27 protein-coding genes and 1 pseudogene are annotated in these 26,047 nt (G+C 66.8%); 5 read left to right on the top strand and 23 right to left on the bottom strand.

What is annotated here, in order from left to right; translation table 11 throughout:
• The 4 genes from N5E02_RS12585 to N5E02_RS12600 all read right to left on the bottom strand — a co-directional run.
• Window positions 1-178 (bottom strand): DUF4880 domain-containing protein (locus N5E02_RS12585; protein WP_279946326.1); only part of this gene is annotated, 178 nt, incomplete at its 3' end.
• 68 nt (window positions 179-246) lie between these two features.
• Window positions 247-777, bottom strand: coding sequence for a sigma-70 family RNA polymerase sigma factor (locus N5E02_RS12590; protein ID WP_065177664.1), 531 nt, complete (start codon window positions 775-777; stop codon window positions 247-249).
• Window positions 778-793: 16 nt separating this feature from the next.
• Window positions 794-1,474 carry a TonB-dependent receptor gene (locus N5E02_RS12595; protein ID WP_345782202.1) on the bottom strand — a complete coding sequence of 227 codons (681 nt, stop codon included), beginning with the start codon at window positions 1,472-1,474 and terminating at the stop codon, window positions 794-796.
• Between the two features lie 480 nt (window positions 1,475-1,954).
• Entirely contained in the window at window positions 1,955-2,419 is a 465-nt protein-coding gene (locus N5E02_RS12600) for an Lrp/AsnC family transcriptional regulator (RefSeq protein WP_005413654.1), read from the bottom strand.
• A gap of 127 nt (window positions 2,420-2,546) precedes the next feature.
• Here N5E02_RS12600 and N5E02_RS12605 point away from each other — a divergent pair, with 127 nt between their 5' ends.
• From N5E02_RS12605 to N5E02_RS12625, 5 genes are all read left to right on the top strand, one after another.
• Window positions 2,547-3,278, top strand: a complete 732-nt coding sequence (locus N5E02_RS12605; protein ID WP_005416820.1) for an AzlC family ABC transporter permease — start codon at window positions 2,547-2,549, stop codon at window positions 3,276-3,278.
• Window positions 3,275-3,589, top strand: coding sequence for an AzlD family protein (locus tag N5E02_RS12610; RefSeq protein ID WP_005409898.1), 315 nt, complete (start codon window positions 3,275-3,277; stop codon window positions 3,587-3,589). The genes N5E02_RS12605 and N5E02_RS12610 overlap by 4 nt, the downstream gene beginning before the upstream one ends.
• A gap of 591 nt (window positions 3,590-4,180) precedes the next feature.
• A complete protein-coding gene (locus tag N5E02_RS12615) occupies window positions 4,181-4,735 on the top strand; it encodes a hypothetical protein (RefSeq protein WP_279946318.1) in 555 nt (184 codons plus the stop codon).
• Between the two features lie 136 nt (window positions 4,736-4,871).
• Window positions 4,872-5,300 (top strand): PAS sensor domain-containing protein, encoded by a 429-nt coding sequence (locus tag N5E02_RS12620; RefSeq protein WP_005416824.1) that lies wholly within the window; start codon window positions 4,872-4,874, stop codon window positions 5,298-5,300.
• Window positions 5,297-6,826, top strand: coding sequence for a sulfite reductase flavoprotein subunit alpha (locus tag N5E02_RS12625; RefSeq protein ID WP_279946319.1), 1,530 nt, complete (start codon window positions 5,297-5,299; stop codon window positions 6,824-6,826). Before N5E02_RS12620 ends, N5E02_RS12625 begins: the two co-directional genes overlap by 4 nt.
• 138 nt (window positions 6,827-6,964) lie before the next feature.
• On the opposite strand, the gene N5E02_RS12630 is transcribed toward N5E02_RS12625, so the two are convergent.
• The 19 genes and pseudogenes from N5E02_RS12630 to moaA form a co-directional block, all read right to left on the bottom strand.
• Window positions 6,965-7,633: an ATP-binding cassette domain-containing protein gene (locus N5E02_RS12630; RefSeq protein WP_065185683.1), complete on the bottom strand. Its 669-nt coding sequence runs from the start codon at window positions 7,631-7,633 to the stop codon at window positions 6,965-6,967.
• Window positions 7,623-8,306: a molybdate ABC transporter permease subunit gene (modB, locus tag N5E02_RS12635; protein WP_065177657.1), complete on the bottom strand. Its 684-nt coding sequence runs from the start codon at window positions 8,304-8,306 to the stop codon at window positions 7,623-7,625. Before modB ends, N5E02_RS12630 begins: the two co-directional genes overlap by 11 nt.
• A 3-nt stretch (window positions 8,307-8,309) precedes the next feature.
• Window positions 8,310-9,053 (bottom strand): molybdate ABC transporter substrate-binding protein, encoded by a 744-nt coding sequence (modA, locus tag N5E02_RS12640; RefSeq protein ID WP_065185684.1) that lies wholly within the window; start codon window positions 9,051-9,053, stop codon window positions 8,310-8,312.
• 19 nt (window positions 9,054-9,072) lie between these two features.
• Complete coding sequence (locus N5E02_RS12645; RefSeq protein WP_005416832.1) at window positions 9,073-9,849, bottom strand: helix-turn-helix domain-containing protein; 777 nt, start codon at window positions 9,847-9,849, stop codon at window positions 9,073-9,075.
• An 11-nt stretch (window positions 9,850-9,860) separates the two neighbouring features.
• On the bottom strand, window positions 9,861-11,075 hold the full coding sequence (locus tag N5E02_RS12650; RefSeq protein WP_065177654.1) for a coproporphyrinogen III oxidase: 1,215 nt from the start codon (window positions 11,073-11,075) through the stop codon (window positions 9,861-9,863).
• Window positions 11,076-11,270: 195 nt separating this feature from the next.
• On the bottom strand, window positions 11,271-12,602 hold the full coding sequence (locus N5E02_RS12655) for a nitrate/nitrite transporter (RefSeq protein WP_005416836.1): 1,332 nt from the start codon (window positions 12,600-12,602) through the stop codon (window positions 11,271-11,273).
• A gap of 23 nt (window positions 12,603-12,625) precedes the next feature.
• Window positions 12,626-13,525 carry a peptidylprolyl isomerase gene (locus N5E02_RS12660; protein ID WP_279946320.1) on the bottom strand — a complete coding sequence of 300 codons (900 nt, stop codon included), beginning with the start codon at window positions 13,523-13,525 and terminating at the stop codon, window positions 12,626-12,628.
• Window positions 13,526-13,528: 3 nt separating this feature from the next.
• The gene (gene narI, locus N5E02_RS12665) at window positions 13,529-14,236 is read right to left on the bottom strand and encodes a respiratory nitrate reductase subunit gamma (RefSeq protein WP_279946321.1); all 708 of its coding nucleotides are present in this window, start codon (window positions 14,234-14,236) and stop codon (window positions 13,529-13,531) included.
• Window positions 14,233-14,913 (bottom strand): nitrate reductase molybdenum cofactor assembly chaperone, encoded by a 681-nt coding sequence (gene narJ, locus N5E02_RS12670; RefSeq protein ID WP_005416842.1) that lies wholly within the window; start codon window positions 14,911-14,913, stop codon window positions 14,233-14,235. Before narJ ends, narI begins: the two co-directional genes overlap by 4 nt.
• A complete protein-coding gene (gene narH, locus N5E02_RS12675; protein WP_065177652.1) occupies window positions 14,913-16,457 on the bottom strand; it encodes a nitrate reductase subunit beta in 1,545 nt (514 codons plus the stop codon). Before narH ends, narJ begins: the two co-directional genes overlap by 1 nt.
• On the bottom strand, window positions 16,457-20,200 hold the full coding sequence (locus tag N5E02_RS12680) for a nitrate reductase subunit alpha (protein ID WP_279946322.1): 3,744 nt from the start codon (window positions 20,198-20,200) through the stop codon (window positions 16,457-16,459). The genes narH and N5E02_RS12680 overlap by 1 nt, the downstream gene beginning before the upstream one ends.
• Window positions 20,201-20,272: 72 nt before the next feature.
• Window positions 20,273-21,691 (bottom strand): NarK family nitrate/nitrite MFS transporter, encoded by a 1,419-nt coding sequence (locus N5E02_RS12685; protein ID WP_279946323.1) that lies wholly within the window; start codon window positions 21,689-21,691, stop codon window positions 20,273-20,275.
• A gap of 144 nt (window positions 21,692-21,835) precedes the next feature.
• The gene (locus N5E02_RS12690) at window positions 21,836-22,201 is read right to left on the bottom strand and encodes a hypothetical protein (protein WP_053499740.1); all 366 of its coding nucleotides are present in this window, start codon (window positions 22,199-22,201) and stop codon (window positions 21,836-21,838) included.
• On the bottom strand, window positions 22,198-22,740 hold the full coding sequence (locus tag N5E02_RS12695; RefSeq protein WP_065185687.1) for a molybdenum cofactor guanylyltransferase: 543 nt from the start codon (window positions 22,738-22,740) through the stop codon (window positions 22,198-22,200). Before N5E02_RS12695 ends, N5E02_RS12690 begins: the two co-directional genes overlap by 4 nt.
• Before the next feature lie 36 nt (window positions 22,741-22,776).
• The gene (locus N5E02_RS12700; RefSeq protein ID WP_005416853.1) at window positions 22,777-23,277 is read right to left on the bottom strand and encodes a molybdenum cofactor biosynthesis protein MoaE; all 501 of its coding nucleotides are present in this window, start codon (window positions 23,275-23,277) and stop codon (window positions 22,777-22,779) included.
• 3 nt (window positions 23,278-23,280) lie between these two features.
• Complete coding sequence (locus N5E02_RS12705) at window positions 23,281-23,541, bottom strand: MoaD/ThiS family protein (protein WP_065177647.1); 261 nt, start codon at window positions 23,539-23,541, stop codon at window positions 23,281-23,283.
• The gene (glp, locus tag N5E02_RS12710; protein ID WP_279946325.1) at window positions 23,541-24,794 is read right to left on the bottom strand and encodes a gephyrin-like molybdotransferase Glp; all 1,254 of its coding nucleotides are present in this window, start codon (window positions 24,792-24,794) and stop codon (window positions 23,541-23,543) included. The genes N5E02_RS12705 and glp overlap by 1 nt, the downstream gene beginning before the upstream one ends.
• Window positions 24,794-25,789, bottom strand: coding sequence for a bifunctional molybdenum cofactor biosynthesis protein MoaC/MoaB (moaCB, locus tag N5E02_RS12715; RefSeq protein ID WP_065185689.1), 996 nt, complete (start codon window positions 25,787-25,789; stop codon window positions 24,794-24,796). The genes glp and moaCB overlap by 1 nt, the downstream gene beginning before the upstream one ends.
• An 8-nt stretch (window positions 25,790-25,797) precedes the next feature.
• Window positions 25,798-26,047, bottom strand: a pseudogene (moaA, locus tag N5E02_RS12720) (GTP 3',8-cyclase MoaA); the annotation flags it as partial.

Here is a 26,047-nt window from a genome sequence, read left to right on the forward strand (position 1 = left end):
CCCACTGCCTGCGCGCACGGCCAAACGCTTCACGATGACGCGGGTCGGACTCGCACCATGCACGGAACCGGCGCCCATCGGCAGCGGTCGCCTCGCCCGAGGTCAGCCGCACCACCCACGCATGGGCCTGACGCTCAACTGCATCCAGCGGGCGTTGCGGGCGGTCGTCAGGATCCATGGGTCTCATGCCGGACCCGCACGCTGCGGGGTTCTGCTCGGCGTCAAAGTGTAGACGGATGCCGTCGCTCAGAACCGCACCTGGCGCCCCTGCCCGCTGCGTTCGGCCAGGTAGTCCTGGGCTGCCTTCAGCTCCCGCTGCACCAACCGCAGCGACACACCGAGGTGGTCGGCCACGTCGCGCTGCTGCAGGCCATCGACGCGGATTGCCAGCAGGATGCGACGACGGCGCTCGGGCATGCGCTGCAGCAGGCCGACCATGTCTTCCAGCGCGAAGTCCAGCTCGGCCGCCTGCGCCGGCCCCGGCCCCGGGTCGGCCATGTCCATCAGCGTATCCACCTCCTCCAGGCTCAGCAGGCGGTGGTCTGCCCGTTGGCGGTCGATCACGGTGTTCATCGCCATCCGCAGCAGGTAGGCCGCAGGGTTCTGCACCGCGTCCAGGCGGTCACGGCGCGCACTCAGGCGCACCCACGTGTCCTGCAGCGCGTCGCCGGCCAGCTCTTCCGATCCGAGCTTGCGCACCAACCGGCGTTTCAGCTCGTCGTAGGCACCCAGGAGGTGGTCCATCAGATCAACCGCCCCAGCCGTACCGTTGCTCATGTTCGAATCCTTGAAGTCATGGAAGGGGCGCGCGCCGGCCGCAGTCGTGGTCGGTGCCGGAAGGACGGATCTGCAGCGTCACCGGCTGTGGCAGCGCGGCGGCCTCGACCGCCAGCACCAGGCCGTGCAGCGCCTGCAGCAGGCGTGCGTCGCGGCGATCACTGCCACTGCCGGACAGCAGCTCGGGCTCGCTCACCTGGCCCGCGCTGTCGATGCGGAAGCGCAGCGTTGCGGCATAGCGGCCGGGCGCAATCTCCGGGTCGTCACAGAACGCCGCACGCAGCCGCTGCTGCAACCCGCCGTAGCGACGCCGGCGTTCGGCCTCGGGCAGCCCCGCGCCAACATCGGGTTCCGCGGCCGAGGGCTTGCCCCGGCGCAGCACCACACGCTGCTCGCCGATCACCTCGGCCTCGATCCCGGTGTCCTGCAGCAGCGACTCCAGCGCCACAAGCGGCGCCAGGCTCCCGCGCAGCGCATGGCTGCTGCGGCCCGAAGCAAGGTCGCCGGGGTACATCACCGACCACCCACTGATGACACTGAAGCGCTCGACCGCCTGTTCCAGCGGCTGCGCAGGGATGTCGTAGGCGTGAACCGCGTCCTGTGCGGCAGCGGCAAAGGACAGCAGCAGCCATGCGGCGATGGCCACCTTCCAAGTTCTGACCGCATGGTGTCCATTCAGCCCCCTGACGTAGAACACATGACCCTCGGCAGCGACAGCAGCTGCAACGGTCGCGCACCACAACCGGAACCCCGGCCCACGCGCGACCCGCAAGCGGGCTCAAACCGTACCGAGGGCACATGTCATTGCGATGACCGCCGCCACGGCTGACGCCGAGGCAGGCTCCGTGGGGCCAGTCACGCATCAGGAATCAATGAATCGAACAGACATGATCATCTGCCCCTGGGGTCAGAGCCCGTTGCGCAGCAACGGGATCCGACCCCCGACAGGTCGTGGGAAACTGTCGAAGGCGGGGTGGGTCCGGTTGCAGGGGTGTCCGCGGCATGGATGCCGCGGCCAAGCCCCCATGGAAGGGTTTACGGCGTCCCCTGCAACCGGACCCACCCCGCCATCCCACGGAATGCACGCTGTTGCTTCGGCCGTTGCTTCTGAGGTTGCCGGCCAGCGGCCGGCACTACCCGCGGGTGCCGGGTGCAGCCCGGCCGCAAACCCCATCCCTCAAAGCGGCAGCTGGGTCGTCTGCTTGATCCGCTGCATCGGAATCTCGGTCTTGGTGTTCTGCACTCCGGCGATCCGGTTCAGGTGCTGCATCTGGAACTGCCGGTAGGCATCAAGGTCGGCCACCGCCACCCGCAGCAGGAAATCGCAGTCACCGGCCATCAGATGGCATTCCAGCACTTCCGGGAAAGACTTGATGCTGTTGATGAAGTGATTGGTGGTGTCCTCGTCCTGCCCGCGCAGCCACACCCGCACGAACACGGTGAAGCCGCGGCCCACCTTGGCCTCGTTCAACAGCGCCACATAGCGGTCGATGTAGCCGCCCTCCTCCAGCAGACGCACCCGGCGCAGGCAGGCCGACGGCGACAGCCCGACCAGACGGGCCAGCTCCAGGTTCTGCAGGCGGCCGTCGCGCTGCAGGGCGTCGAGGATGCGGCGATCAAGGTTGTCGAGCTGGTACTGCATGAAATTTCGTCCTGGTCGACTCTGGCCGCATGGAATATCAATCATCCAGAATCCAGTGGCATCAACGCAACCCGATTTCGTGATCGGACCGCTAGCATGGGCCACCCCCACCTCGTCGTGCCGTTCCATGGACGCCCGTACCACCCTCCCCCTGCCAGACACCTGCGATACCGCGCCGCGTGCCGAATTCCTGCGCGGCCTGCGCGCCGCCGTACCGGTGATGATCGGCTTCATTCCGTTCGCCCTGGTGCTCGGCGCGCAGGCGGCCCAGAAGGGCCTGAGCGCACTGGAAGTACCGCTGATGACCGGCCTCAACTTCGCTGGCGGTTCGGAGTTCGCCGCCGTCGAACTGTGGACCTCGCCACCGCACATCGCACTGATCGTGGCGATCACCGCGCTGGTCAACAGCCGCCACCTGCTGATGGGCGCCAGCCTGGCCCCGCTGCTGCAGCACCTGCCGCGCCGCCGCGTGCTGCCGGCGCTGTTCTTCATGTGCGACGAAAGCTGGGCAATGGGCGTGGCCGATGCGCGTCGACGCGCGCTGGGCTTCAGCCTGGCCTACTACCTGGGCGTGTCGGCAGGCCTGTACACCGTCTGGGTGGCCTGCACCGCACTCGGTGCGATCGTCGGGCCGATGTTGGGCGACATCCACGCCTATGGCTTCGACATGGCTTTCCCCGCCGTGTTCCTGGTACTGCTGCGCGGCATGTGGCAGGGCATGAAGGCGGCTAGACCGTGGCTGGTCAGCCTGGTCGTCGCCGCCGCCACCTACCTGCTGATCCCGGGCGCGTGGTACGTGGCCAGCGGCGCATTGGCCGGCCTGGCCGCCGCCTGGCTGCTGGCGGAGGACCCGGCATGATCTTCAATGGACTGATCCACTGGACCTCGGTGTTGACCATCGTGCTGATGGCTGCCGCCACCTACCTGACCCGCATCGTCGGCTTCCTCGCGCTGCGCAACCGCACGTTGAGCAAACGCGCCGTGACGGTGATGGAAGCCGCGCCGGGCTGCGTGCTGATCTCGGTGATCGCCCCGGACTTCGTCGCCGACAAGCCGGCCGACCTGGCCGCACTGGCGATCACCCTGCTGGCCGCCACGCGGCTGTCGATGCTGCCGACGGTGCTGATCGGCGTGGTCTCGGCGGGTGTGCTGCGCTATCTGATGGGCTGACGCGCCCGCGACTTCCCCACAGGGTGTGACTGGATGCGCAAGTGTCGCCATTGGCGCGACCTGCGCATGTCTCTGGTGCATCGAATGTGACCCGGAGCCAACTACTGCAGGTGTTTGAAACAATTCCGATTGCCTGATCGAGCCAGAGTCGATACGCATTGAGTACCGAGCCAGCGAGTTGAACTGATCGGTCAATCGACGTCAAACCTGGAGAGTACCAATGAGCAATCTACGAGCTATCGTGGCAGCAATCGGTATCGCCCTCATCTCTGCTGGCGGGCTGACCCCCTGATGCAGCGCCGTCAGCCCAAGCGTACCCAATCGGACTCCGCCCTCGGGCTCTATGCTGGGCTGGCGGCAATCCTTCTGGCCACAAGTGCGTGCCAATCCATCCAACTGCCTCCCCGGGACCTGGTCAGTCCCGATGGAGGGTATGCCACCCTGCTGCGAGGCCCATCCTCACATCTGAAGATCAGCACAGTGTCGGTGCTACCCGGCCCGGAAAGCTCGGAGTATCCCAATCGGTCCATCGAGTGCGGGTGGTCATCCGTCGCAACTCGACTTCTCTGGGCAGATGGAGCGCTTTCGGCCATGCAAGCATCACAGCTCTGCGAGTCCGCTGCACGATCCGCTGGACTGCCGCTCGAGGCCAATGGGCAGGAACGGACGCCTGTGCATTATCAGCTCACGATCGTAAGTGACGGAGGCGGCATCTGGCGACAACTGCCAGGACCAGAGCGGCCGGGCCAGGTGGTCAGCTTCTGGTTTCCCTCCGGCCCGGACGCTGATTCGCTGCGCAGGCGCGTGATCGCCACCACCGCTCATGAGTTCCAGCATATCGCCACCGCATTGTCAGGGCAGCCTCGGCGCGGCCGGCAACTGGAACCAGTCGCCTATCTGGCTGGCGCATGTGCGCAGTTGCTGATCGAAGGCACCCTTGCGCGCGCGAACCTCCCGGGCGGACACGATCCGCGAGCTGATCCGTTCCTGCCATCTGCAGCCAGACGCTCCGCGCACGCGGGCAGTACGACCGGGGCAGCACTGCTGCGGTTCTTCGGTGACGCAGACACCTTGCACATCAATGAGGGAGGTCGCCACCTCGTGCAGCATTGCCACAAGACGATCGGCTTTCCCCTGCAGCAGTGAACGCTCCCTGCGACACCCGGTCGCAGCTCTTCGCGCCACCCGCTTGACCAATGTCAAACCGCCCGCTGCGGTGCGGGCGTATCTCTATGCAGGACCCGAACACGCCGGCGTTACCGGCATCCACAAGGACCCTGCGATGAGCTACACCCCCGACAACGCCCAGCTGCTGAACGCCATGCAGAACGTCATGGTGATCTCCACCACCGACCTGCAGGGCAACATCACCTATGCCAACGACCTGTTCTGCACCCTCACCGGCTTCGCCCGCGAGGAACTGATCGGGCAGCCGCACAGCATCGTGCGCCACCCGGATGTGCCCAAGGCGGTCTACAAGGACATGTGGGACACCATCAAGGCCGGCAAGACCTGGACCGGCATCGTGCCCAACCTCGGCAAGGGCGGCGTGCTCTACGTGGTCGACACCACCGTGCAACCGCTGTTCGACGCCGACGGCAACATCACCTCCTACATCAGCATCCGCCGCGTGGTGAACGACCTGATGCAGAACTACGAGCTGGTCGAGTTCAGCAAGGAAAAGTTCGACGACTTCTACGAGGCCGCGTGAACGCCCTCCCGACCAGTACGCCCTTCAGCCGCCTGCTGGTGGGTTTCGCGTCCGAGTCGGGCAATGCCCGCGCCCTGGCCCAGCGCCTGGGCGCGGACCTGCAGCCGCACGCGCCGCAGGTGCTCCCTTTCAACGACATCGAGGTGGCCAGTCTCGGTCACGGCGACGTGCTGCTGGCGATTTCCAGCTCGTTCGGCGATGGCGAACCGCCGGCCAATGGCGAACAGTTCTTCGAAACACTGCGCCAGACCCCGACGCTGGCTGGGCTGCGCTATGCAGTGTTCGGCCTCGGTGACACCGGCTACCCGAGCTTCTGCGGCTTCACCAAGGCGCTGGATGCTGCACTGAGCGAGCGCCAGGCGCAGCCGCTGCTGCATCGGGTGGACGCCGACCTGGGCTACGAGCAGTTCTTCCAGCAATGGCGGCCGGTGCTCGGCCAGGTGCTGGAGGGCGACCTCAACGCTGGCCAGGACCTGCGCCTGCAGGTCACCGCCTATGGCGAAGACAATGCGTTTGCCGCCCCCATTCTCGAACGTCGCCGCCTGAACAGCAGCGACCCCGCTGCCTGGCACCTGCAGCTGGACATTGCCGGCAGTGGCATGGCCTACCGCGCAGGTGACACCCTGCACGTGGTACCCGAGAACGATCCCGCCCTGCTGCAGGCATTGGCTGCCTGGTATGGCGACACCGCCGCCGTGGCCGCCCTGCACGACCGCGAGCTGCGCCTGCTGAGCAAGGGCGTACTGCGCGAACTGGCCAGGCTCGGCGGTAGCGAGGTACTGAAGGGCCTGTTGAAGGTCAGCCAGAAGCGCGAGCTGGACGCCTACCTGCACGGCCTGGACCTGCTGGACGTGCTGCAGGACCACGCCACCCCGGACAGCGTTGCTCTGGCCCGGCTGCGCGGGCTGCTGTCACCGCGGCTGCCTCGCGCTTATTCCATCGCCTCTCACCCTTGCGACGACCAGCTGAGCCTGTGCGTGCGCGAAGTGCGCTACACCCTGCGCGACCGCGAGCGCTTCGGCACCGCCACCGGCAGCCTGCTGCACGGCGGCGACCACGCCCGGGTGTACTGCCGTTCCAACCCCGGCTTCCACCTGCCCGATACCGGCCAGGCACCGCTGCTGCTGGTCGGCACCGGCACCGGCATCGCACCGTTGATGGGCCTGATGCAGGAACTGCAGGCCAACGCCTGCGAACGTGAAGTGCACCTGGTGTTCGGCGAGAAGCACCGCCAGCACGACTACCTGTACCGCGACCAGCTGCAGGACTGGCACACGCGAGGCGTGCTGGCCGGCCTGCATACCGCGTTCTCGCGCGATGGCGCCGAAAAGGTCTATGTGCAGCACGTGCTGCAGCAGCGCGCCAGCGAGGTGCGTGATGTCCTGGCCCGCGGTGGGCACCTGTACCTGTGCGGCAACAAGAGCCACCTGGAAGGCGCGGTGCGCAAGGCCATCGATGCCATCGGTGGTGAAGGGCACTGGGACGCGTTGCGGGGCGAAGGCCGCACCCACTGCGAGTTGTACTGATCCATGACCACCGGACCGCACGGACCTTGAACCGGTAGAGCCGGCCGCTGGCCGGCTGCTCAGGATTCCGTGGTTGCCGGCCAGCGGCCGGCACTACCATCAGATGTGACCAACCATCGCCGGTGCGTCCATCACGGGTCAATTGCCGACAATGCGGCCGTCCACCATGCGCGCCACCTGCTGGCCGAACATGGCCACGTCCTGCGGGTCGTGGCTGATCAACAACAACGGGATCCCGGTCCGGTCCAGCACGGTTTCCAGCTCCTGGCGCAGGTGCTGGCGCAGGTCGTGGTCCAGTGCGGAGAACGGTTCATCCAACAGCAGCGCCTGCGGTTGCGTCACCAGCGCCCGCGCCAGTGCGGTGCGCTGGCGCTGCCCGCCGGAAATCTGCGAGGGCAGCAGATCACCCACGGTGTCGATGCGGAAGGCGTGCAACCACTGCTCCACCGCACCGAAGCGCTGGCGGTTCCGTGGATTCAACCACCCCTTCTCCAGCCCGAACGCCACGTTCTGGCGCACGCTCAGATGCGGGAACAACGCGTAATCCTGGAACACATAGCCCAGCCGGCGGCGCTGCGGCGGCAGATCCACGCCGGTGGCCGCATCGAACAGGGTCTGCCCCTGCACGCGCACATGACCCTGGCCCGGCCGCAGCAGCCCGGCCACCGCCTTCAAGGTCAGGCTCTTGCCCGCGCCCGAAGGCCCGAACAACACCACCTGCCGCTGCGTGCACTGCAGCGATACGTCCAACACGAACTCCTGGCCGGCCGCCTGCAGGCGACGCTGCACCTGCAGGTCAAGCCACATCGCGCAGCTCCCGGCGACGCCCGCCCACCAGCCGCGCGGCCAGCAACAGGATCACGATGCAGACCACCGAGGTGAGAATCACCAGCGCATTGGCCTTGCCGTCCTGGCCGGCCTGTACCGCCTCGTAGATGGCGATCGACAACGTCTGCGTCCGGCCCGGAATGCTGCCGGCCACCATCAGCGTCGCGCCGAACTCGCCCATTGCGCGCGCAAACGCCAGCAGCAGGCCGGCGAGGATGCCGCGCCACGCCAGTGGCAGCGTGATGCGGAAAAACACCGCCACTTCGGACACACCCAGCGTGCGTGCGGCCTGCTCCAGCTGCCCGTCCACTTCCTCGAACGCCGCGCGTGCCGGCTTGAACACCAGCGGCAGCGAGGCCACCGCCGCAGCAATCACGGCCGCCTGCCAGGTGAACACCAGGTTGATGCCGAACCACGACTGCAGCCACGCACCGATCGGACCATTGCGACCGATCAACACCAGCAGGTAGTACCCCAGCACCGTCGGTGGCAGCACCATCGGCAGGGTCAGCAGCGAATCCAGCAGCTCGCGCCCGGGGAAGCGACGGCGGGCCAGCAACGCGCCCAGCGCCACGCCCAGCACCAGATTGATCGCGGTGGCCCAGCCGGCCACCTTCAGCGACAACCCCAGCGCGGTCCAGTCCAGATCCATGCCTCAGGGCTTGCCGAACCCGTGCTTGGCCAGAATCGCCTGGCCCTGTGCCGAACGCACGAAGGCAGCGAAGCGCCGTGCCTCTGCCGGCTGCGTACTGGCCCTGGTCACCGCCAGCGGATACGCAATGCGCCCGGACACCGGCACCGCGAACGCACGGCGCACCCGGTCGGGCATCGCCTGCGCATCGGTGGCATAGACGAAGCCGGCATCCACTTCACCGCGCGCCACGTAATCCAGCGACTGACGCACGTTCTGCGTGGTGATGGTCTTGCCCTGCACCGACGACCACAGGCGCGCCACTTCCAGTGCGCCCTTGGCATAGCGGCCGACCGGCACGCTGTCCGGGTTGCCCAGTGCGATGCGCTGCACACCGGCACCGGCCAGGTCCTTCAAGGTACGCGGCGCCGCCTTGGCCTGCGGTGGCACCACCACCCACAGCGCGTTCACCGCGAACACCTCGCGGGTGCCGGCCGCCAGCAGATCCTGCTGCTGGGCCTGGTCCATCGTGGTTTCGTCGGCCGAGGCGAACACATCCACCGGCGCACCGCGGCTGATCTGTTGCAGCAACACGCCGGACGCGGCGAAGTTGAAATCGACCTTGGTGCCCGGGTGCGCCTTCTCATAGGCATTGCCCAGTTCGCGGAAGCTCTCGGTCAGGCTCGATGCCGCCGAAACGGTCAGCGTGGCCGCCCAGGCCGGCACCGTGGCCAGCAGGCCCAGCAACAACAGTCCAGCTCGCTTCATCGTCGGCTCCCGGCCAGGTTCAGTTCGGATCGGATTCGTCGGCCACCGCCAGCGCGGCCAGGCGCTCGGGCTGCAGCAGCAGGATCTCACGCTGCTTCACCGCGATGATCCCATCATCGCTCAGGCGGCGCAGCACGCGGCTGGCGGTTTCCGGCGCCATCCGCAGGTAGTTGGCGATCTCGGTACGCGCCATCGTCAGGTTGAAGCGCGTGGCAGAAAAACCGCGCCGCGCGTAGCGCTCGGACATGTCCAGCAGGAATGCGGCCATGCGCTCTTCGGTACGGTGGTTGGCGGCCAGCGTGGCGACCTTGCCGATCTCCGCACTGAGCAGGCTGAACAGCTTGGCCTGCAGCCCGGGCATGCGCGTGGCCAGCGAGCTCAGCTTTGGGAACGAGATGCGGCACAGATGCACCGTATCCAGCGCCACCGCATTGCAGGGGAAGCGCGAACCGTGGATCGCATTCAGGCCGATCACTTCGCCCGGCAGGCTGAAGCCCAGCACCTGCTCGTTGCCCTGGCTGTCGTCGACGAAGGTCTTGACCATGCCGGCGCGCACCGCAGCAATCGAATCAAACGACTCGCCAGCGCGGAAGATGTAGTCACCCGCATGGAACGGACCGACGTGGTCGACCAGCACGTGCAGATCGCCCAGTGCGGTCTTGTCGTAGCCCTGCGACATGCAGGCGTCGGAAAACGCGCAGGTGCTGCAGAAGTGCAGCGCGTCGCCGTCATCGGCGGCGGCGGGGTTCGGGGTGGCCTGTCCAAGGCGGCCGTGCGAAGGCGGATTCGAAGACATCTGGGCAAGACTCAAGCGATGGCGGCCGCCGGCCGGAAGCATGCGGCCATCATACGCCACAGCAGGCGCCCTTCTTCGGCCAGCCGCAGCACGCGCGCATCCCAGTGCGCCCAGCCGCGCGCCAGCAACGGTGCCAATGCTGGCAGCTGCCCGGCGAAGCATTCTTCGAATGGTTCATCGTTGCGCCATTCGAAGGCAGCCGCATCGAGCGCGTGATCGCAGGCGATACTCTGCGCCACCTCGGCCGCCAGTCGCTCGTCTTCGGACAGGATCAATCCGGCAGACACGCCCATATGCCCGGCCTGCAGCCGCGCACTCCATTCGCCCAGTTCGTCCTCCAGGCGGTAGAACACCTCGCCGATCTGGCTGCAGGCGGACAGGCCAAGCCCGATGAAATCGCTGCGGTCGCGGCGTGGCACGCCGGCCAGGTCACAATGACGCTGGCCATCGCCCGGGCCATGCGGGATCGGCAGGTCGCCGCGCTGGTAGTGGTCACCACCGATCGGTTCGTAGCCGGCTGCGCGCAGCAGGCGCCAACTCTGCAGCCATCGTGCCGCCGAGGGATGCTCTGGCAGCGCGCAAGGCGCCGGCAGCAGGATGCGCTCGGGCGCTTCGGCCAGCACCTCATGCAGTCGTTCGATGAAGCCGGTATCCGCGCTGCCGGGCACCCGCAACTGGTAGTAGCGCGCGGTAAAGCCCACCTGTCGCGCATGCGCCAGCAGCGTCGGCCCGGGTGCATCGGCGCGATCGATCACGTTCAGGCGGGTGCAGCCCACCGCACGCAGTTGTGCCGGCGCCAGCGTGCTGCCCGCGTCCAGCCGCACCTCCACCTGTGGCCGCGCCACGGTGCGCAAGTACTGCGGCACGGCATCCAGCAGCTGGCCCAGCTGCGGTGGCGGCAGCGTCTCGGCCAGCCCCAACTGCAGCACCATTGCCACCACCTCGCGATCTTCAGCCAGCGCGCCGGCCTGCAGGCGCAGCGCCAGCAGCAGGGTGTCCAGATACGCCTGCGGTGGCACGTCGCGCCCGCCACGACCCGCCTGGAAGCCGAGCGTCAAACCACGCGGGATCAGGTGCTCGTTGCTGGCGCGCACGGCGGCGCGCCACCCGCTTTCGCCAAAGCCGGTACTGAACTGGTCAGCCGGCGGAAACAGCACGTGCCGTGGCTGCCGCAGCAATGCCGCCTGCAGCGCAGTGTCCTCGCTCTCGTCAACGTGGAAGCTCATGGCAGACATCTTCGGGCGTTCCTCTTCGCGTGGCCCTGATTGAAATCAAGCGTGGCGCATCTGATGGTTCCTGCCGGCCAGCGGCCGATACTACCCTTTCACCCACCACTCGGTCGTGCCGGCCGCTGGTCGGCATCACCCCTTCACCCGCCGCGTATCGTCCTGGTAGTGCCGGCCGCTGGCCGGCAGCACCCTTCACCCGCCGCGCACCCGCTCGGCGGCGGCCGCGTCGATGGCTTCGGGCAGGTCGGTTTCGCGGTCGATCTGCGGGAAGTGGCGACGTTCCATGCGGCGGATCGCGAAATGCATCCACGCCAGTGCAGCCGCCACCAGCACGAACAGCAGCATGAAGCAGCTGCTCCAGATGCCCACCGCATCGTTCAACGCGCCAAACACGATCGGCAGGACGAAGCCACCCAGGCCGCCGATCATGCCGACCACGCCGCCCACCGCGCCCACATGCCTGGGGTAATACACCGGAATGTGCTTGTAGACCGCGGCCTTGCCCAGCGACATGAAGAAGCCCAGCACGAACACCAGCACGGTGAACATCACCACGCCGATGGCCAGATGGAAATGGAGCGGCCCGTGGATACCCTTCACCACATACTCGGTATCCGGGTAGGCCAGCAGGAAGGTGCAGATGGCCGACACGCCGAAGGTCCAGTACATCACCCGGCGCGCGCCCATCCGGTCCGACATCCAGCCACCGACCACGCGGAACAGGCTGGCCGGGATCGAATAGCACGCCGCCAGCATGCCGGCGTGGCCCACGTCCATGCCATAGGCGCCAACCAGGTAGTGCGGCAGCCACAACGCCAGCGCCACGAAGCCGCCGAAGACGAAGAAGTAGTACAGCGAGAACCGCCATACCTGCAGGTTCTTCAGTGGTGCCATCTGCTCGGCGAACGGCACCGGCTTCACGCCTTCGCGGCGGCGCTGTTCCAGAGACGGGTCTTCCTTGCTGAAGAGGAAGAACAGCACCGCAGTGACCGCCAGCGCGACGGCCCAGACCTTGGCAACCATGGTCCAGCCGGCCGCCACCATCACCAGCGGCGCCAGCAGCTTGGTCACCGCCGAACCGATGTTGCCGGCACCGAAGATGCCCAGCGCAGTGCCCTGCTTGCTGGCCGGGAACCACTTCGAGACGTAGGCCACGCCCACCGAGAAGTTGCCGCCGGCGATACCCACGCACAGCGCGGCAACCAGGAACTGGCTGTAGGTCTGTGCGTAGGTCAGCATCCAGGTAGCGACTGCACCACACAGCATCACCAGCACCATCACCTTGCGGCCACCGAACTGGTCGGACCAGATGCCGAGGAAGACGCGGCTGACCGAGCCGGTCAGCACCGGCGTGGCGATCAACAGACCGAACTGGGTGTCATTCAAGCCGAGCTGTTGACTGATCTGGATACCAATGATCGAGAAGATCATCCACACCGCAAAGCACACGGTGAAGGCGAACGTGCTCAGCCACAGCGCACGTTGCTGCTGCCCGGCACTGGCGGGGGCAAGGGCCTGGTTCATGAATTTTCCTCGTTCAAAGGGGTTCAGCCGATATCCGCTTCGGCTTCGATCTCATCCAGCCCGCGCACCGGGTAGCGTTCCTGCAACTGCAGCAGGTAGGCCTGCACCTCGCGCTGCCGCACCTGCAACTCCAGGTAGTCACGCAGCTGCGGCAGCACGGCCTCGAACGGCTGCGGCTGGCCTTCCTCGCGGGCATCGACGCAGACCACGTGGTAGCCCCAGCGCGATTCCACCGGGAAACCGGCCAGGCCTTCGCGCAGGCGGAACACCTGTCGGTCGAACTCCGGCGTGGTCTGCCCACGCTGCAGCCAGCCCAGGTCACCGCCTTCGCTGCTGGACGGGCAGCGTGAATGACGCAGGGCGAAATCGGCGAACAGGTGCGGCGACTCCTTCAGCAGTCCGAGCAGCCGCTCGCCCTCGGTGCGTGCAGCGAAGCGCCCGGCCACGTCGTCGGCCGGTGCGGCCAGCAGGATATGGCGCAGGCGCACACGGTCGGGGGAGCGGAAGCGCTCCGGGTTCTGCTCGAAGTAGCGCCGGCAGTCTTCATCGGTCGGCACGCGGTCTTCGATCGCGTCTTCCAGCAGCTGCTGGATCAGCACTTCCTCGTCACTTACCCGGTTACCCTCCGGCGCCTGCAGGCCCAGCCGCTGCGCTTCCAGGCGCAGCAGTTCGCGCACCACCAGTGCGCGTGCCGCTTCGGCACGTGACTGTTGCGGGCGTATCGCCCGGTGGTGCTGCATCTCGCGGGCGATGTCGGCCTCGCTGATCGCGGTCTCGTCCACGAACAGCCGGCACGGTGCCGGCTGCCCGAGCGAACGCGGCCCCTGCGCCGCCGCGTCATGGTGGTGCGAATGCGCCTCGGCGGGAACCGGTGCGGCGGAGTCGATCACGGTAATCGGCAGGAATTTCGGCAGGCTGCGCATGGTTTACTCCCGCGGCCCATAGCGCAGCGTGGCCTGACGGCGGCGCACCACCTGGTAGGGCCGCCACAGGTAACTGATCGGAATGCTCCATACGTGCACCAGGCGGGTGAACGGCGCGATCAGGAACAGGGTCAGGCCCAGGAAGATATGCATCTTGTAGACCCAGCTGACGCCCTCGATGTAATCAGCGGCTCCGGCACGGAAGGTCACGATGTGCTGCGCCCACTCGGCCAGCTGCACCATCACCCCACCGTCCAGGTGACCGGACGAGACGCGGATGCTGTACAGGCCCAGGCACAGCTGCGCGAACAGCAGCACCAGCACCAGGGTGTCACCGAAGCTGCCGGTAGCCCGAACACGCGCATTGAACAGGCGGCGTACCAGCAGGATGCTGATGCCGATGAAGCACAGTGCGCCGAACGCACCACCGACCACCATCGCCAGCATCTGCTTCTGCGAGGAGGTGATGAAGTGCTCGTACACCGCGTGCGGCGTCAGCAGCCCGACCAGGTGGCCGCCGAGGATGGCCAGGATGCCGATGTGGAAGCAGTTGCTGCCGAGCCGCATGCCCTTGTCCGACAGCATCTGACTGGAGCCGGTGCGCCAGGTGTACATGGCCTTGTCATAGCGGGCCCAGCTGCCGATCAGCAGCACTGCCACGGCGATGTACGGGTAGTACTGGAAGGCGAATTGATGCAGGGAGTAACTCATGGCTGGACCTCACGATGCGAAGGACGGGCCGGCGAACGCACGGGCGGCTTGCAGTCTTCGGCAGGGGCTTCGGCGCCGAAGCGCACCGCCTCCTCCTCCCACAAGCGGTCCATGGCCTCGGCGGTATCGTCGCGGACTTCCTCGCTGGCACGCTGGCGCAGCGCCTGCAGATCGGCCTTGCCGTCACCGGCTTCGACCAGGATCTCGAACAGCACCCGGTGCGGCAGCTCACGCTCGGCGGCACGCGCGGCCAGCATGCCGGCGATATGGCCGATGTGGTGCAGCCACTCGCGGGCCTCGCTACCGGGGCGGTGGGCCAGGAACTCCAGCAGCAACGGCAGGTAATCCGGCAGCTCGCGGGCATCCAGTTCGAAGCCGTTGCGGCGGTAGGTTTCGACCAGATCGACCATGGCCTGGCCGCGGTCGCGCGACTCGCCATGGATGTGTTCGAAAAGCAACAGGCTCATCGAACGGCCGCGGTCGAAACTGGCCAGCCACGCCGCCTGTGCATCCAGCGCATCGGTGGCCAGCAGCTGCTGCACGAAGCTGCGCAGCTGCTGGCGGCGGGCGGGGTTCAGCGCCGGGTCGTCACAGGCGGCGAGCAGCTCCTCGCCGTGCTCCCACAGTTCCTCGCGGGGGTAGTCCAGCAACACCCCGACCAGCTTGAGCACGCTCATCACACCACCTCCTTGCGGCGCTGGTTCGGGCCTTTGTCCACCACGAAGGTGGTGGTCTTGCGCTGCCCGAACAGGTCCGCCGGGCTGTCACCATTGCAGCCGTTTCCGAAGCTGAAGCCGCAGCCGCCGCGCTCACCGAAGGCGTCGTTGGCGTACTCGCGGTGGCCGGTCGGAATCACGAAACGGTCCTCGTAGTTGGCAATGGCCAGATAGCGGTACATCTCTTCCACCTGGGCGATGCTCAGCCCGGTCTGTTCCAGCACGGCGGTGTCTTCCACGCCGTCCACGTTCTTGGCCCGGCGCCAGGCACGCATCGCCATCAGCCGCTCCAGCGCGCGTACCACCGGCGCCTCGTCACCGGCCGTCAGCAGGTTGGCCAAATAGCGCATCGGGATGCGCAGCGACGCCACGTCCGGCAGCTCGCCGCTCATGCCCACGCGGCCACGCTCGGCGGCGGACTGGATCGGCGACAGCGGCGGCACATACCAGACCATCGGCAGCGTGCGGTATTCCGGGTGCAGCGGCAGCGCCAGCTTCCAGTCGATCGCCAGCTTGTACACCGGCGACTGCTTGGCCGCATCCAGCCAGCTGTCCGGGATGCCTTCCTTGCGCGCGGCGGCGATCACTGCCGGATCGTTCGGGTCCAGGAAGATGTCCAGGTGGGCCTGGTACAGGTCCTTCTCGGCGGCTACCGAAGCGGCCTCGGCGATGCGGTCGGCGTCGTACAGCATCACGCCCAGGTAGCGGATGCGGCCCACGCAGGTTTCCGAGCACACGGTTGGCTCACCCATCTCGATGCGCGGGTAGCAGAAGATGCACTTCTCCGACTTGCCGCTCTTCCAGTTGTAGTAGATCTTCTTGTACGGGCACGCCGACACGCACATGCGCCAGCCGCGGCACTTGTCCTGGTCGATCAGCACGATGCCGTCTTCCTCGCGCTTGTAGATCGCGCCCGAGGGGCACGCCGAGACGCACGCCGGGTTCAGGCAGTGCTCGCACAGGCGCGGCAGGTACATCATGAAGGTCTTTTCGAAGGCGCCGTAGATCTCCTTCTGCACCTGGTCGAAGTTGTAGTCGCGTGAGCGCTTGCTGAACTCCGAACCGAGGATCTCCTCCCAGTTCGGGCCCCACTCGATCTTCTGCATGCGCTCGCCACTGATCAGCGAACGCGGGCGTGCGGTGGGCTGGTGCTGGCTGTCCTTGGCGGTATGCAGGTTCTGGTAGTCGAAATCGAACGGCTCGTAGTAGTCGTCGATCTGCGGCAGGTCCGGGTTGGCGAAGATCTTGGCCAGCATGCGCCAGCGGCCACCTGCACGTGGCACCAGCTTGCCGGCGCGGCTGCGCACCCAGCCGCCGTTCCACTTGTCCTGGTTCTCCCATTCCTTCGGGTAGCCGATGCCCGGCTTGGTTTCCACGTTGTTGAACCAGGCGTACTCGACGCCCTCGCGCGAGGTCCAGACGTTCTTGCAGGTGATCGAGCAGGTATGGCAGCCGATGCACTTGTCCAGGTTCAGCACCATCGCGATCTGTGCACGGACCTTCATCACACCACCTCCTTTACAGCTGCAGGTACTGCCTCATCGTCCAGCCAATCGATCTTGTCCATCTTTCGCACGATCACGAACTCGTCGCGGTTGGTTCCGCAGGTGCCGTAGTAGTTGAAGCCATAGGCCAGCTGCGCGTAGCCGCCGATCATGTGGGTCGGCTTGAGCACGATGCGGGTCACCGAGTTGTGGATGCCGCCGCGGGTGCCGGAAATCTCCGAGCCCGGCACGTTGATGATGCGTTCCTGCGCGTGGTACATCATCGCCATGCCCGGCATCACGCGCTGGCTGACCACCGCACGCGCGGCGATCGCACCGTTGACGTTGAACAGCTCGATCCAGTCGTTGTCGACGATGCCGGCACTGCGCGCGTCGTCCTCGCTGATCCACACGATCGGACCACCGCGCGACAGCGTCTGCATGATCAGGTTGTCGCTGTAGGTGCTGTGGATGCCCCACTTCTGGTGCGGGGTGATCCAGTTCAGCACGATCTCCTTGTTGCCGTTCGGGCGCTGGTTCAGCAGCGGCTCCACCGTGCGCGTGTTGACGGGCGGGCGATAGCTCATGAAGGCCTCGCCGAAGTCGATCATCCATTCGTGGTCCTGGTAGAACTGCTGGCGACCGGTCACCGTGCGCCACGGAATCAGCTCGTGCACGTTGGTATAGCCGGCGTTGTAGCTGACGTTGTCGTCTTCCAGTCCCGACCAGATCGGCGAAGAGATGATCTTGCGCGGCTGCGCCTGGATGTCACGGAAGCGGATCGCCTCGTGCTCCTTGCCCACCGCCAGATGCGTATGCTCGCGACCGGTGAAGGCGCCCAGCGATTCCCAGGCCTTCACCGCCACGTGGCCGTTGGTTTCCGGCGCCAGGTACAGGATTACTTCGGCCGCGTCGATCGCGGTCGAGATGGCCGGGCGCCCCTGGCTTATGCCTTCTTCGTGCACGGTGTGGTTCAACTTGCCGAGGAACTCGACCTCGTGCTTCGTGTCCCAGCTCATGCCCTTGCCGCCGTTGCCCTGCGTGTCCAGCAGTGGGCCGAGCGAGGTGAACTTGCGGTACAGGTTCGGGTAGTCACGCTCCACCACCGTCATCGACGGCATGGTCTGGCCCGGAATGGCCTCGCACTCGCCCTTCTTCCAGTCGGCTACGCCGAACGGCATGCCCAGCTCGTTGGGGGTGTCGTGCAGGGTCGGCACCAGCACCAGGTCCTTCTCCACGCCCAGCACGCCCGGCGCCATCTCGCTCACGGTGCGGGCCACCTCCTTGAAGATGTCCCAGTCGCTGCGCGATTCCCACGCAGGGTCCACCGCCTTGGACAGCGGGTGGATGAACGGGTGCATGTCCGAGGTGTTGAGGTCGTCCTTCTCGTACCAGGTTGCCGTCGGCAGCACGATGTCCGAGTACAGCGCGGTGGTGCACATGCGGAAGTCGAGCGTGACCAGCAGGTCCAGCTTGCCTTCCGGCGCCTCGTCGCGCCACTTCACCTCCTGCGGCTTCACTGCGCCCATTTCGCCCAGGTCCTTGCCCTGCAGCCCGTGGCGCGTACCCAGCAGGTGCCGCAGCATGTACTCGTGGCCCTTGCCCGAGGAACCGAGCAGGTTCGAGCGCCAGATGAACATCATGCGCGGGTGGTTCTGGCTGGCGTCCGGGTCGGCGAAGGCGAAGTCCAGCGAGCCATCCTTGAACTTGCCCAGCGCGTAGTCCGCCGGGGCCACGCCGGCCGCTTCGGCCTCGCGCACCAACTGCAGCGGGTTGCGGTCCAGCTGCGGGGTGCTCGGCAGCCAGCCCATGCGCACCGCGCGCAGGTTCAGGTCAGCCAGGCTGCCGCTGTACTTGCGGGCATCGGCCAGCGGCGACAGCAGCTCGTCCACCTGCAGCTTCTCGTAACGCCACTGCCCGGTGTTGAAATAGAAGAACGAGGTGCCGTTCATGTGGCGCGGCGGCTTGCTCCAGTCCAGGCCGAACGCGAGCGGCTGCCAGCCGGTCTGCGGGCGCAGCTTCTCCTGGCCCACGTAATGCGCCCAGCCGCCGCCGGTCTGGCCCACGCAACCACACATGATCAGCATGTTGATCAGGCCGCGGTAGTTCATGTCGTTGTGGAACCAGTGGTTCATGCCCGCGCCGACGATGATCATCGAGCGGCCGTGGGTCTTGTCGGCGGTACGCGCGAACTCGCGGGCGATCTCGATCACCTCGGCGCGCGACACGCCGGTGATGCGCTCCTGCCACGCCGGCGTGCCCGGCACCCTGTCATCGAAGCTCGATGCCACGTTGCCGCCGCCAAAGCCACGGTCCACGCCGTACTGGGCCAGCAGCAGATCGTAGACCGTGGCCACCAGCGTCTCGCCGCCGTCGACCGTGGCCAGGCGGCGCACCGGAATGTTGCGGTCCAGTACGTCTTCGGCCGGTGCGGCGGTCCAGCCGTCGCTTTCAATGCCACCGAAGTACGGGAAGCTCACCGCCTCGATGCCGTCGTTGGCGTCGGACAAGCTCAGGCGCAGGCGCGTGTCGGCGCCATTGCTGGCCTTCTCTTCGATGTTCCAGCGGCCCTTTTCACCCCAGCGGAAACCGATCGAGCCATTGGGTACCACGATCTGGCCGCTGTTCTCGTCGTAGGCCAGGGTCTTCCAGTCCGGGTTGTTGGCTTCACCCAGCCCGCCCAGCTCACTGGCGCGCAGGAAGCGGCCCGCCACCAGGCGGCCATCGTCGCGGCGCTCCAGGCGCACCAGCATCGGCATGTCCGAGTACTGGCGGCAGTAGTCCTGGAAATACTGCGAGGGCGAATCGACATGGAACTCACGCAGGATCACATGGCCGAACGCAAACGCCAGCGCCGCGTCGGTGCCCTGCTTGGGGTGCAGCCAGTGGTCGGTCAGCTTGGCCAGCTCGGAATAGTCCGGGCAGATCGCCACCGTCTTGGTGCCGTTGTAGCGCGCCTCGGTGAAGAAGTGCGCATCGGGCGTACGCGTCTGCGGCACGTTCGAGCCCCAGGCGATGATGTAGCGGCTGTTGTACCAGTCGGCCGATTCGGGCACGTCGGTCTGCTCGCCCCAGATCTGCGGCGAGGCCGGCGGCAGATCGCAGTACCAGTCGTAGAACGACAGGCAGGCGCCGCCCAGCAGCGACAGGTAACGCGCGCCGGCGGCGTAGGACACCATCGACATCGCCGGAATCGGCGAGAAGCCGACCACGCGGTCCGGGCCGTACTGCTTCACCGTGTACAGATTGGAAGCGGCGATGATCTCGTTGGCCTCTTCCCACTGCAGCCGCACGAAGCCGCCCATGCCGCGGCGGGTCTTGTACGAACGCGCCTTCTCCTTGTCTTCAACAATGCTGGCCCAGGCATCGACCGGGGCCTTGCTCCTGCGCGCTTCGCGCCACAGGCGCAGCAGCGTGCCGCGGATCAGCGGGTACTTCAGCCGGTTGGCACTGTACAGGTACCAGGAGTAGCTGGCGCCACGCGGGCAGCCACGCGGTTCATGGTTGGGCAGGTCCGGACGCGTGCGCGGGTAATCGGTCTGCTGGGTTTCCCAGGTGACCAGGCCGTTCTTGACGTAGATCTTCCAGCTGCAGGAGCCGGTGCAGTTCACCCCATGGGTGGACCGCACGATCTTGTCGTACTGCCAGCGGGCGCGGTAACTGTTTTCCCAGTCGCGGCCCTCGCTCTTGGCAAATCCATGGCCATCGGCAAAGGTCTGGGGGTCACGCTTGAAGAACTGCAAGCGATCGAGGAAATAACTCATCGGGGATCTCCCTTTGCGGACATCGGCATCGTGGCTGTGTGTGTCATCTGGCTGCGGTGCGTTTTCATGTCGTCAGCAGGGTGTCTCGGCACCGCGCCGGTAGTACCACCACCAGGTCACGGCCAGGCAGGTGACATAGAAAACAACGAATCCGTACAGCGCCATGTCGGGGCTGCCGGTCAACGTAATGGACGAGCCGTAGCTCTTGGGAATGAAGAAACCGCCGTAGGCGCCGATCGCACCGGAAAAGCCGACCACCGCAGCCGACTCGATGCTGGCCTGGTGCGCGGCGGTAGCCTTGCCCTCGGCGTTGTCGTTGGCCGACCAGCGCTCATGCAGCGTGCGGAAGATCACCGGGATCATGCGGAAGGTCGTGCCGTTGCCGATGCCACTGAGCACGAACAGCGCCATGAAGCTGAGCAGGAAGCCATGGAAGTTGCCGCCCTGGCCATCGCTGGGCAGGAAGTGCAACACACCGAACACCGCGGCGATCATCAGCGCGAACACCCAGAAGGTCAGGCGTGCGCCACCCCAGCGGTCGGCCATGCTGCCACCCACCGAGCGCATCAGTGCGCCCAGCAGCGGGCCGATGAAGGCGTAGGCCAGCGGGTTCACGTCCGGGAACTGGCTCTTCACCAGCATCGGGAAGCCGGCCGAGAAACCGATGTAGGAACCGAAGGTACCGATATACAACCAGCACATCAGCCAGTTGTGCTTGCGGCGGAAGATCACCGCCTGCTCGGAGAACGACGAGCGGGCGCTGGTCAGGTCGTTCATGCCGAACCAGGCCGCGATGGCGCACAGCGCGATGGCCGGCACCCAGATGAAGCCGGCGTTCTGCAGGAACAGCGGTGCCCCACCCTCCACCGTGGGCTGCGGTGCACCACCCAGCGCACCGAACACGCCTACAGTGATGACCAGCGGGATCACCGCCTGCGCCACCGACACGCCCACATTGCCCAGGCCAGCGTTCAGGCCCAGCGCCAGGCCCTGCTTCTGCTTGGGATAGAAGAAGGAGATGTTGGACATCGACGATGAGAAGTTCGCGCCACCGAAGCCGCACAGGATCGCGATGGCCACGAACACCCAGTACGGCGTGGCCGGGTCCTGCACCGCAAAGCCGAGCCAGAGCGTCGGCGCCAGCAGCGAGGCGGTCGACAGCGCGGTCCAGCGGCGGCCGCCGAAGATCGGGATCACGAACGAATAGAAGATGCGCAGGGTCGCGCCGGACAGGCTGGGCAGCGCCACCAGCCAGAACAGCTGGTCGGTGCTGAAGCTGAAGCCGATCTTCGGCAGGCTGATCGACACCGCCGAGAACAGCACCCAGACCGAGAAGGCCAGCAGCAGCGAGGGGATCGAGATGACCAGGTTGCGGGTGGCAACCCGCTTGCCGGTGCGCTCCCAATAGCCGGGGTCCTCCGGCGTCCAGTCGCTGATGACGCGACCCGGACGGGCAGTGCTGCGGACAACAGGATCGCTACCGACGGTCATACATGGCTCCAAGGCTGTGGAATGACGTGGGTATTGCTTTCAAGTTGTGACCCGTCGTCGTGCAGCCATTAGGCCGTGCGGCAACTACGACGGGGTTGATCTGGATCAATCAGGGGCCGGTTTTCACCCTGCCCCTGACAAATGTCAAACCGATGAAGCGGTATTGCGGCGCGTGACTCCGCGCTGGCGCACGCTGTCGCGCACGTCCACATCGAACTGCAGCTGAAGCCGGCTGCCATCTTCCAGGGCAATGTCGAATGGCAGGCCATCCCGGCACGGCAGCCGCGCCGCCAAGGCCTCAACCGCCGGGCGCGGCAGCACCAGGCGGCAGAAGGTGCCACCATCGAGCAGCACCGGCCGCTCGCCGCCATGCAGCGACACCGCCATGCCCCAGCCCTCGATACCGCCGAAGCGGGTCATGTTCTCGACCGATTCACCGGCCAGCAGGCGCGCCAATTCGGCCTCGTCCAGGCGAAGCCGTACCGATTGGTCCTGCAACTGCACTTTCATGACGCAACATCCTCCCATTGTTCGGGGGTATTGCAGTTGACCAGCCCGGCCTCGTCAACCGGCGCCAGGGCCACGGAATTCACGCCAAGACGGCGCTGCAGGGCCTGCAGCGAGCGCGGGCCGTCCGGGTCATCCAGCATCGATCCAAGTACGTTGCGGCAAGCATCGTCTATATCCACCAGCATGGGCAGGGGGTGGCCCGCAAAGATCGTGCATGGACCGCGATGGCCGTCACGCAATTTCTGTAGCAATCGCGGCGGCAGCAGCGGTGTATCCACCGGCACCACCCAGGCCGGGCCATCGGGCATGCGCATCGCCACGCTGTAGAGCCCGCCCAGCGGCCCGCAACGTGCCAGGCGGTCCGGTATGCCGCCGAACGCCGGGTAATTTCCGCTGACCCAGACCTCGCGTGCGCCAGCCTGCATCAACAGGCCCCGCATGTGTTCCAGCAGCGTGCGCCCCTGCCACGGCAGCAGCGCCTTGTCGCAGCCCATCCGGGTGGACAGGCCACCGGCCAGCACGATGCCGGTGATGCTCATCGCAGTAGAGCCACGCCATGCGTGGCTGCGCCGGCATCAATGTTGATGATCGTGCGCATGGTCATGGGCATGTGCAGGTTCACTGTCCGCGTGGCAGAGGCTGCAGCCCTCGCTCCACGCGCTGTCGCCGTCTTCGTAATGTTCCTGCTTCCAGATCGGGCACTGGTGCTTGACCACCTCGATCAATTGCCGGCAGGCCCGGAATGCCTCGTCACGGTGCGGGCTGCCGGCGGCCACCACCACCGCCACATCGCCGATGCCGAGCCGGCCCTTGGCATGGGCCACATACAGCTTCAGCTTCGGGCCAAACGTCGCCTCGACCTCGGCGGCCAACCGCTTGAACTCGTTCAACACCAGCGGCTCGAACAGGTCGTAGGTGATCCCGGTCACCGGCCGGCCGATGTTGACGTCGCGCACCTTGCCGATGAACACATCGATGCCGCCGAAGCCCGGATCGGAGACCGCCGCGATGCCTTCGGCCGGATCGATCGCCGCCTGCGCGCGGTCCACCACCTTGGCAATGATCGTCTCGCTCATCGCTCAGCCCCCGCTCACCGGCGGCAGGATCGCCACCCGGCCATCGTCGGGCAGCGCCTCGTCGTCGCGCAGCACGCGTTGCTGATCGGCGAATGCCGAGTAATCCAGCAGGCCGGCACGGAAACCCGGCCAACGCAGTGGCAGCAGCTCGCGCAGCGCCTGGCGCAGATCGGCCACGGTGCCACCAGCCACCTCCACCGCGATTTCACGGCTTGCATCCAGATCGGAAAACGCACCGAACAACTGCAGATTCACCTGTCTCATCACGGCTCCTGGCTCGCCAGCTGCACCGGGTCCTGATGACCCCAGCCCTGCACGCGCACTGGCGTGCCGGCAGCGGCCACGCTGCCCTCGCCTTCCAACACCACCCAGGCGTTGGCCTGCAGCATGGACATCAAACGGAATGATTCCTGCCCGGACAGCACGCGCGCACTCAGGCGCCCCTGCGCGTCCACTTCCACCCGCGCCCGCGCGTGGAAGCGCAGGCCCGGCGGCGTGCGCACGTCGGCCTGCAGCGGCAACGTCAGCACCGGCTCCGGTGCCAGCCCCAGCAGGCGGCGCAGCACCGGCTCGACGAAGAAGCGCTGGCCCACGGCCGCCGAGACGGGATTGCCCGGCAGGCCGAAATACAGCGCGCCATTGGGCAGCACCGCAAACAGCAACGGCTTGCCGGGGCGGATCGCCACCTTGTGGAACACGATGCGCGCACCCCGGCCGCGCAGCGCATCGGGAACGAAATCGTACCGACCAGCCGACACCGCGCCGGTGCTGATCAGCACCTGCGCGCCCGCGGCGAGCGCTTCATCCAGCACTGCATTGAAGGCGGCCACGTCGTCGCCCACCGTGCCCTGCCAGACCACCTCGGCACCGGCGGCCTGCAGGCGGCCAACCAGGTACGGCCGGTTGCTGTCACGAATCTGCCCGGACGCCAGCGTCTGCGCCGCCTCGGTCACCAGCTCCTTGCCGGTGGCGATCACTGCGGCCCTTGGCCTTGCCACCACCGCCACCTCGCCCACGCCGATCGCATGCAGCAGGGTGCGCGCGTTGATATCCAGCACCTGCCCGGCCTGCAGCACGCGCTCGCCGTCGCTTACATCCTCGCCACGCAGGCGCACGTTCTGGCCCGGCTTCACCAATGCCTTCAGGGCAATGCGGGTCGGGCGGCCGTCCTCGCTGGCGAGGATCTCCACATTCTCGACCGGCACCACCGTGTCCAGCCCAACCGGCATGCGTGCCCCGGTCATGATTTCCCAGGCACCCTCGCCGCCTTCGGCGCCAGCATCGCCGGCCGCCTGCCAGCCCTGCACCGCGAACTCGGTACCGGCCTCGAACGTCGCGCCGTCGGCGCGCAGCGCGAAGCCGTCCATCGCCGAATTGTCGAACGGCGGCAGCGACTGCGCGCTGTGGATGTCACGGGCCAGAGTGCGGCCGCCGGCCTCATGCAGCGGCAGATGTTCAGCCGGCAGCGGCATGGCCGCGTCCAGCAGGTGCTGCAAGGCTTCGCTATAGGCAATCATCAGTGGCCACCACCCTCGACCATTGCCAGTGCGTGGCCCAGTACCGGCGCCAGGATGTCCAGGCACTGCGCCGCCGCCTTCGGGCTGCCCGGCAATGCAAACACCAGCATGTTGCCCAGCTGCACCACCTCGGCGCGGCTCAGCCAGGCCATCGGCGTGTGCTGTGCACTCAGTGCACGCACCATCTGCGCCAGGCCATGCACCGGCCGCGCGTTCAAGGAACGCAACGCCTCCGGGGTCAGGTCTCGCGGGCCCAGCCCGGTCCCGCCGGTACACAGGCACAGGCGCACGCCCTCGGCGGCCAAGGCCTGCAGGCGGCCCGCCAACGGCTCGATGCCATCGGGCAGTACCTCGGCGGCTACCACCTCGCCCCCCAGTTTTTCCACGCCAGACACCAGGGTCGGGCCGGACACATCTTCATAGGTGCCGTCGCTGGCGCGATCGCTCAGCGTGATCACCGCGCAGGCCGCGCCCTCCAGGCCCTTCGGCGCACGCGGTTTGAAACGCTCACGCTCGGCCTCGTCCATGCCGTCCGGGTGCAGCCAGACACCACGCTTGCCGCCTTCCTTGAACAGCAGGCGGATGCCTTCGATGCGCAGCGCCGGTTCCACCGGCTTGCTCAGGTCGTACAGGGTCAGCAGCGCCGCGTTGACGCCGGCCAGTGCCTCCATCTCCACGCCGGTGCGGGCCTCGCTGGCGCACTCGCACCACACGCGGATCGCCTGCCGCTCCGGCACCGGCGCGCAGAACACCTGCACCAGTTCCAGCGGCAGCGGATGGCATAACGGCATCAGCATCGACGCCATCTTGGCGCCCTGCAGGCCGGCAATCTCGGCCATCACCAGCGCATCGCCTTTGGGCAGGCGGCGCTCGACGATCAGCGGATACGCCACTGGACCGGCATGCAACTCGCCCACCGCCACCGCACGGCGGCGGGTGATGCGCTTGTCACGGACATCGGCCATATGGAAGGCCGCATTCAATTCCCCACTCATCGTGTTGCTCATCCTCCGATGGAGGCCAGGTGCGGGGTCAGCCCGGTCTGGCCCTGGTGCAGTCCATGCCCGGCCGCTTTCAGGCCAAGCTGGGTGGTGATGCGTGCCAGCAGCGCGTCGCGGTCCTCGTCGCGCTGCAGCAGCGGGCGCAGCGGAACGCCGAACTCGCCAAACAGGCACAGCCGCAGGTCGCCCCTGGCGGTCACCCGCAGGCGGTTGCAGCCCTTGCAGAAGTCACGCGAATACGGCGCGATGATG

Source organism: Stenotrophomonas sp. GD03777, assembly GCF_029842485.1.
Taxonomy (GTDB): Bacteria; Pseudomonadota; Gammaproteobacteria; order Xanthomonadales; family Xanthomonadaceae; genus Stenotrophomonas; species Stenotrophomonas sepilia.